The organism is Pseudotabrizicola sediminis, assembly GCF_004745575.1.
Lineage (GTDB): Bacteria > Pseudomonadota > Alphaproteobacteria > Rhodobacterales > Rhodobacteraceae > Pseudotabrizicola > Pseudotabrizicola sediminis.
In genome coordinates this window covers 1-203 of record NZ_RPEM01000086.1, presented here as the reverse complement: position 1 = coordinate 203, position 203 = coordinate 1, and the positions used below count along the sequence as shown (strand labels likewise).

General features: G+C 60.1%; 1 pseudogene. It reads right to left on the bottom strand.

Annotation, left to right across the window (positions count from 1 at the left end):
- Positions 1–203 (bottom strand): annotated as a pseudogene (locus EEB11_RS19725) (GumC family protein); the annotation flags it as partial.

Genomic DNA, 203 nt, shown 5'->3' with positions numbered 1-203 from the left:
AGGCTGACCCGGCCGCCCCGTGACAGGACCTCGATCCGCTCACCGGTGCTGGCCTGGGCCATATTGTTGACTGCAGAATTGTACTGGATCTGCAGATTGGCATATTCGCGTTCCAGCGAGGCAAGCTGAACCCCGTTTGCCGCACTGCGGCGGATCGAGTCATTTACCTTTTCCAGCTCGGCCACGCTTTCGGCCTTCTGCTC